The organism is Microcystis sp. Msp_OC_L_20101000_S702, assembly GCF_007095705.1.
GTDB lineage: Bacteria > Cyanobacteriota > Cyanobacteriia > Cyanobacteriales > Microcystaceae > Microcystis > Microcystis ichthyoblabe_A.
In genome coordinates, this window is sequence record NZ_SFBO01000032.1 from 21,196 (window position 1) to 27,600 (window position 6,405).

Consider the following 6,405-nt stretch of genomic DNA (forward strand, 5'->3'; position numbering starts at 1 on the left):
ACAAATTTATAGACAATTTACGCTATTTTGGGCAACTTGTGTTTAGTCTAGTTTCTTGTCCCTTCCTCAGGCGGTTGAGTTTGCCTCTCTATTTTCTAGCTGATTTATCCCCCAATTTCCCTAAAGAGAACCTAATCTCTGGCTTTTTTGACTAATTGATCAATCTTCACCTGATCAATCGTATAATCAAAAAAACTATAATGACTCGATTATATCATGAAAATTGTTTCTATTAAAATAAAAAACTATCGTATGTTTAAAAATATACACATAAGAGATATTCCCCCTTTTTGCGTGATTATTGGAGCTAACGGCACGGGAAAATCTACTCTATTTGATATTTTTGGGTTTCTGCGAGATGCCCTTAAAAACAACATTCGCCAAGCTTTACAAATTCGCGGCGGTTATAGAGAAATTATCACTAGAGGTCAAGAACAGGAAGATATTGAAATCGAGCTGCAATTTCGCATGAAAATCTTAGATACAGAACGTCTGGTTACTTATCAAATCATAATTGGACAAAACAATAATCGCCCCGTTATCAAACGCGAAATACTTCGCTATAAACGGGGTGAACACGGTAAACCTTTTCATTTTTTAGATTTTCAACTTGGTCAAGGATATGCTATCACCAACGAAGAAGATTTTAGCAAACCGGATAAAGAACTCGATCGAGAAGAACAACAGCTAGAATCTAACGATATACTAGCAATCAAAGGATTAGGACAATTTCAACGTTTTAAAGCCGCTACAGCCTTTCGTTCTCTGATTGAAAATTGGCACGTTTCTGACTTTCATATTAGCGAAGCTAGAGGAAGTAAAGAAATATCTTATGCTGAACACTTATCCCCTACTGGCGACAATATAGCTACAGTTGCTCAATATATTTATCAACAATATCCCACAATTTTTCAGCAAATTCTCGAAAAAATGAAACAAAGAGTTCCGGGTATTTCCTCTGTGGAAGCCAAAGAAACCGAAGACGGTCGCTTGATTTTACGTTTTCAAGATCAGGCCTTTAAAGACCCTTTTATTGATCGCTATGTTTCTGACGGGACTATGAAAATGTTCGCTTATTTAATATTACTATTCGATCCCAATCCTCATCCCCTACTCTGTGTCGAAGAACCAGAAAACCAACTTTATCCTACTTTATTAAAAGAACTAGCCGAAGAATTCGCCCACTATAGCGATCAGGGGGGTCAGGTATTTGTTTCTAGCCACTCCCCCGATTTTATCAATGCGGTTCCACTAGCTAGTATTTTCTGGCTAATTAAATCCCAAGGTATCACCCAAATCCATAGGGCTGCCGATAACGAAATCCTCAAAAACTTAGTAGCGGAAGGCGATTTACCCGGCTATCTTTGGAATCAAGGCTGGTTTGAAGGAGTAGAACCCTAATGAACTATGATATCGTATTTTTGTTAGAAGAGTCATCTATAAAAAATGTGTTAGAAGAACTTTTGCCTAAACTTATTCCCCCAGAAATAAGCTATATATGTATTAGTCATCAAGGTAAACAAGACTTAGCAAAATCTATTCCTATAAAACTCAAAGCTTTCAATAAATCTAGTCCCAATACCAAATTTATTATTGTCCATGATCAGGATTCCCACGACTGTCAAAAACTCAAAAAAGACCTAGGAGAAATTTGTCAAAATGCCAGTGATGCTCAAGTCTTAATTCGGATTATTTGCCATGAATTAGAATCTTGGTTTCTGGGAGATTTAGCAGCGGTGGCCAAGGCGTATAATTTAAATAGTCTCGGCCAAAAACAAAATAAAAGTAAATACAGAGAACCGGACCTGCTTAACTCGGCCAAACAAGAATTAAAAAAGCTAGTGAAAGAGTATTATGCAGGAACCCACTCTAAACAGATTGCCCCCCATCTTTCCCTAACTGAAAATAAATCGCGTAGTTTTCAAACTTTTATCCAAGGTATCAAAAATGTTGCGGAAATGATACAACGCCCCAATCCGAACCAGAACTAAAATAGACCTCGACCTAATATAATTAAAAGCCTGTAAACTCCTAACCAGGGTGATAATTTCTATCGATAAGATTTTTGCGCCCAAAAATATTCCCCCCGGTTTTGCCGAGGGGAAAGTGGAGAAAAACCGCTAATCTAGCAGTTTAAGGCTAAGTCTTGGGATTCTTTTTTCAAGAGATTAACGAGGGTTTCATCCCCATTCTCTTGAGCGATTTGTAAACGACGTTCCAGACGAAGACGAATATTGCTCAGATGGACGCTAGAAAGGGTTTCCTCTTGGACGACAATAGGGGGTTTGACAACCGGCAACGGACAAGTGCTTGGGATGACTTGTCCAGCAAGATGAGGACGGGTGCTGTAGGCAACCCCACGATACTGACGATGCAGTTTCGGCTCTAATTGGAGCATATGGCGAGGATAATGGTGATTCCAGTCTTGACCTCGATATTTACCCCCGATATCTCCAGTCTTCATCTCCAAGGGGAGAGAATCCCTTTCGTACTTAACTCCTCGATAGGCTAACATAATATCACTGACTCCCTGCAATGCTTTAAAGTGACTTTAATCCCCCTTGTCGTCCCTATTTAGGGTCAACAAACGAAAAGATCTTATTTCTTATTCTGTATCTATTTTTACATTTTGTTAGGGAAATTGAAAAAACTTTATAAAAATTTAATATTTTCTAGTTGGCCATAGTATCCTTTTCCGGCTGAGTTTGGTTGCCCACCAAAGGAGCCTCTAGGGATTTGAGGATTAAGGGGGATGATTGCCAGATTTTGAGCAATTTTTAACCTCTTCAGGGATAAGATAGTGCTGGTGTCCCCTAAACATTCATCTATGAGCGGCTTTATTATCAAAATAATCTTGATATCGGCTTTAATTTCCCTGGGAATTAAATATCTTGCCCCTTTATTATCGATCGCTCCTGGTCCTCTTAACACTTTAATTCTGGTTTTTACTCCTTTTCTGCTCACGGTTTTTGCCCTCTGGAGACGGACAATAACTGATTAGGAATTTTTCTCCTTACTCATCATGACTTTTGGCAGCAGCTTCGGTTTAGTCCTGTTAGTCTTTTGTCTGTTGATTCTCTGGCAGATTCGACAGATTCTTTTATTATTATTGATGGCGATTCTTCTGGCTCAGATTTTAAATTTGGCTGTGACTTGGTGGCAGCGTCATCACCTGAAGCGTTCCTACGCCCTAATTATCACCCTTTTTGGCTTCTTTATTGGTATTATCGGTATTTTTTTAGTAATTATACCCGCTTTAGTCCAACAATTTCGCCAATTATTTAGTTTATTACCCCAAGCGATAGAAAGACTCTGGGGACAAGTGCATCGTCTTGAGGATTATCTCGATCCTAGTCTGGCCAGTGTCTTTCCAGACTTTAAAACGCTGCTGGCTCAATTACAACCCCTAATTAACCAAATTGCCGGCCGGGGTTTGAGCATTTTTTACGGTACTTTTGGCATTATCCTCAGCTTACTGCTAATTATTGCCCTGAGCTTGATGATTCTCGCCGATCCTGCCGCTTACTACCGTTGCTTTCTGCGTTTATTTCCCGCTTTCTACCGTTCTAGGGTACGATCGATCCTAGAACACTGCGATCGAGATTTAAAAGCTTGGCTAAAAGGGATTTTCTGTCATATGTTGATTATGACCTTGGGCAGTTGTTTGGGTCTATCCCTGATTGGCATTCCCCTCGCTTTTTCCCAATCTATTCTCGCAGGATTTCTCACCTTTATCCCCAACCTCGGGCCGGTTTTAAGCACGATTTTACCCTTTTCTATCGCCCTTCTGGAAGCTCCCTGGCAATCCTGGGCGGTTTTACTACTCTACAGCAGTATTTATCTGTTAATTCAGTATTTCGACCATCATCCACCGTTGCCCATTTTAACAGTGCGGTCGCTCAAGCTCTTACCCGCTTTTACCCTGTTGGCCCAGTTGTTTTTTGCCTCGATTTTTGGCTTTTTAGGGCTATTTCTGGCGGTTCCCCTGACGCTTATTGCTCGTATTTGGCTCAAGGAAGCTTTGATCAAGGATATTCTCGATCATTGACGGATTAGGGATAAAAAATCTTAAACTGGGGATCTAGGATTCGAACCTAGGAAATGGCGGGACCAAAACCCGCTGCCTTACCGCTTGGCTAATCCCCATTGGACAGACCTTTTTAATATTAGCATTTATCTCCCCGATTTTGTCAAGAAGTTGATAAAAATTTTTTACTTCGGGATTGAGAGACGCTATAAACAAGGGAATAGAGGGATTAAGGAGAAAAATCTATGGATAATAGCGCACAAAACTGGTACATTGTCCAGGAAAATACCGGAATTTGTCAGATTATAGCCCTAGAAAACGGAAAAACCCCAGTTAATGGTCAATACTGGGGTCCTTTTGCCGAGCGGGGAGAAGCGATCGCCCGTCGGGTGGGTTTAATTCGAGCGGGCAAATGTCAACCTATTGTTTAGCGGTATTGGTGGGCGTTTTCTTACCTTCCGCGATTTCTTTTTCCAAGATTTCAAAAGCTTTCTTGAATTGAGGATCCTGGAAAGTTCCCACCCGATCCCGTTCCTGTTGAAGATTTTTGCGCTCTTCCTCGCTCAGTTCCGACTCCACATCCGGATGAATACCATCTTTATTGATGTCGCGTCCGTCGGGGGTGAGATACTTGGCAATTGTCACCGCTAATCCGGAACCGTCACTAAGACTGCGTACCGATTGCACTAATCCCTTACCAAAGGTTTTCGTACCGACAATAACCGCCCGATCATGATCCTGTAAAGCTCCGGAGAGAATTTCACTGGCACTGGCGGAACCACCATCGACGAGGACAACTAGGGGTTTATTAGTCAAAGCTTGATTGTTGGCCCGTTGACGTTCCGTCACCCCTTTGCGATCGACCGTAGAGACAATTAAACCATCGGGTATCCACATCCGAGCGATTTCGATGCTGGCGTAGAGTAAACCACCGGGGTTGGAACGCAGATCGAGAATATAACCCTTCACCTGTTCAGCTTCCAATTCGCGAATCGCTTGACTCATATCGCCACTAGCTTGGGCGCTAAATTGATTGAGACGGATATAACCGACTTTACCGATCGGGGTGTTTTCTGTGTGGGCGCGTACCGGGTGAATTTCAATTTTAGCCCGGGTAAGAGTCAATTCTTTCTTCTCCTCACCCCGTTGAATCGTGATCTTAACGCTTGTCCCCACTTTGCCGCGGATCATGCTCACCGCTTGATCGAGTTCCATGTCTGCGGTAGATTTATCATCGATAGCGATAATCACATCTTTGGGCAGCACACCAGCTTTAGAAGCGGGAGTATCTTCAATGGGTGAAACCACGACTAACTGCTTGGTTTTCTCATCTTTGGTCAATTGAATCCCTACCCCGGTCAATTCTCCCGATGTATCGATTCTCATATTGTTAAACTCTTTGGGATCCATAAAACGGGTATAGGGATCATTGAGAGTTTTCAACATCTCGCGGATAGCGGTGTATGCTTCCTCTTGATTTTTGTAGGAACGATTTAAATACTGATTGCGGATGGCGTTCCAGTCCGATTGATTAAAAGTGCCATCTAAATAAGTGCGGTTGATGATCTGCCAAACCTCATCAACGGTTTCCTTGGGACTTTCCTGAAAAAAAGCTTGACTTTGGGAGAGTCGGAATCCCGCCCCCGTGACGGCGACGGTAGACAGGACCACTGCTGTAGCACCGAGAACAAGTCCGCGTTTGTTGATAACCATAGGTAATTTTCGGATAAATTAGGCTGTTCTTGCCGGAACGCTCTTTCGGGCTGACCGTCGAAATATCTTGGCAAAAAGGAGCGTTTAGGTTTACTGGAGACAGACAAAAGAACGCCTGTAGACTACTACTGTTATAACATTTATTATCTCTTTCTTTGTCAAACTGGTTATTTGAGTAGCGATCGAGTTGCCAGCAGCCCACCTCGCGACCTAAGATAGGGTTGGCTGAATAATGGTAAAAACCTTACAGGAAAGGGCTTTTAGCTTGATTGAGAGCTTCCCAAATGCACTTAAATCTGCTAGAATCTCTTAAAACCCTTGCATCACCCTTGCATCTTCTCTAATTAGTGCTAATGTACCGTAAAAGTGAGTTACCCTCAACCCCACCAGAAAACTTCGAGCTGCCCTTTGAGGGGAAATTATCCCAAGATAATCGTTGGGTAATTATGGCCAACCTCATTCCCTGGTCAGAATTTGAAGCGGAATACGCATCACTTTTTTCAGAAGAAATGGGCGCACCCGCCAAAACATTTAGGATAGCAATGTCCGCCTTAATTAGGGTTTGCTGAAAAAGCTTTTCCTGGGGGCAGGGTGTGGGGTGTGGGGTGTGGGGTTTTACCGATTTTGAGGTAGTCAGTTGCCTAATTTTCAGGGAAAAAGTACCT

At 42.2% G+C, this 6,405-nt stretch carries 7 protein-coding genes, 1 tRNA gene and 1 pseudogene; 6 read left to right on the forward strand and 3 right to left on the reverse strand.

Going from position 1 to position 6,405, the window contains the following annotated elements:
- Window positions 1–216: 216 nt before the first annotated feature.
- Together EWV60_RS03825 and EWV60_RS03830 are read left to right on the forward strand one after the other, a co-directional pair.
- Complete coding sequence (locus tag EWV60_RS03825; RefSeq protein ID WP_287231063.1) at window positions 217–1,401, forward strand: AAA family ATPase; 1,185 nt, start codon at window positions 217–219, stop codon at window positions 1,399–1,401.
- Window positions 1,401–1,991: a DUF4276 family protein gene (locus EWV60_RS03830; RefSeq protein WP_287231065.1), complete on the forward strand. Its 591-nt coding sequence runs from the start codon at window positions 1,401–1,403 to the stop codon at window positions 1,989–1,991. Before EWV60_RS03825 ends, EWV60_RS03830 begins: the two co-directional genes overlap by 1 nt.
- A gap of 134 nt (window positions 1,992–2,125) precedes the next feature.
- Here EWV60_RS03830 and EWV60_RS03835 read toward each other — a convergent pair whose 3' ends face one another.
- Complete coding sequence (locus EWV60_RS03835; RefSeq protein ID WP_024970527.1) at window positions 2,126–2,518, reverse strand: DUF4278 domain-containing protein; 393 nt, start codon at window positions 2,516–2,518, stop codon at window positions 2,126–2,128.
- 309 nt (window positions 2,519–2,827) lie between these two features.
- Between EWV60_RS03835 and EWV60_RS03840 the strand changes: the two genes are divergently transcribed.
- The gene (locus EWV60_RS03840) at window positions 2,828–3,001 is read left to right on the forward strand and encodes a hypothetical protein (RefSeq protein WP_199309408.1); all 174 of its coding nucleotides are present in this window, start codon (window positions 2,828–2,830) and stop codon (window positions 2,999–3,001) included.
- Between the two features lie 21 nt (window positions 3,002–3,022).
- Window positions 3,023–4,048, forward strand: coding sequence for an AI-2E family transporter (locus EWV60_RS03845; protein ID WP_103111839.1), 1,026 nt, complete (start codon window positions 3,023–3,025; stop codon window positions 4,046–4,048).
- A 25-nt stretch (window positions 4,049–4,073) separates the two neighbouring features.
- Here EWV60_RS03845 and EWV60_RS03850 read toward each other — a convergent pair.
- Window positions 4,074–4,146 (reverse strand) — tRNA-Gln (locus EWV60_RS03850).
- A gap of 126 nt (window positions 4,147–4,272) precedes the next feature.
- Here EWV60_RS03850 and EWV60_RS03855 point away from each other — a divergent pair.
- Window positions 4,273–4,458 carry a hypothetical protein gene (locus tag EWV60_RS03855; protein WP_002736073.1) on the forward strand — a complete coding sequence of 62 codons (186 nt, stop codon included), beginning with the start codon at window positions 4,273–4,275 and terminating at the stop codon, window positions 4,456–4,458.
- On the opposite strand, the gene ctpC is transcribed toward EWV60_RS03855, so the two are convergent.
- The gene (ctpC, locus tag EWV60_RS03860) at window positions 4,448–5,740 is read right to left on the reverse strand and encodes a carboxyl-terminal processing protease CtpC (protein ID WP_002756223.1); all 1,293 of its coding nucleotides are present in this window, start codon (window positions 5,738–5,740) and stop codon (window positions 4,448–4,450) included. The two genes, EWV60_RS03855 and ctpC, sit on opposite strands and share 11 nt — an antisense overlap.
- A 353-nt stretch (window positions 5,741–6,093) precedes the next feature.
- Between ctpC and EWV60_RS03865 the strand changes: the two are divergent.
- Window positions 6,094–6,297: pseudogene (locus EWV60_RS03865) on the forward strand (transposase); the annotation flags it as partial.
- Window positions 6,298–6,405 lie beyond the last annotated feature (108 nt).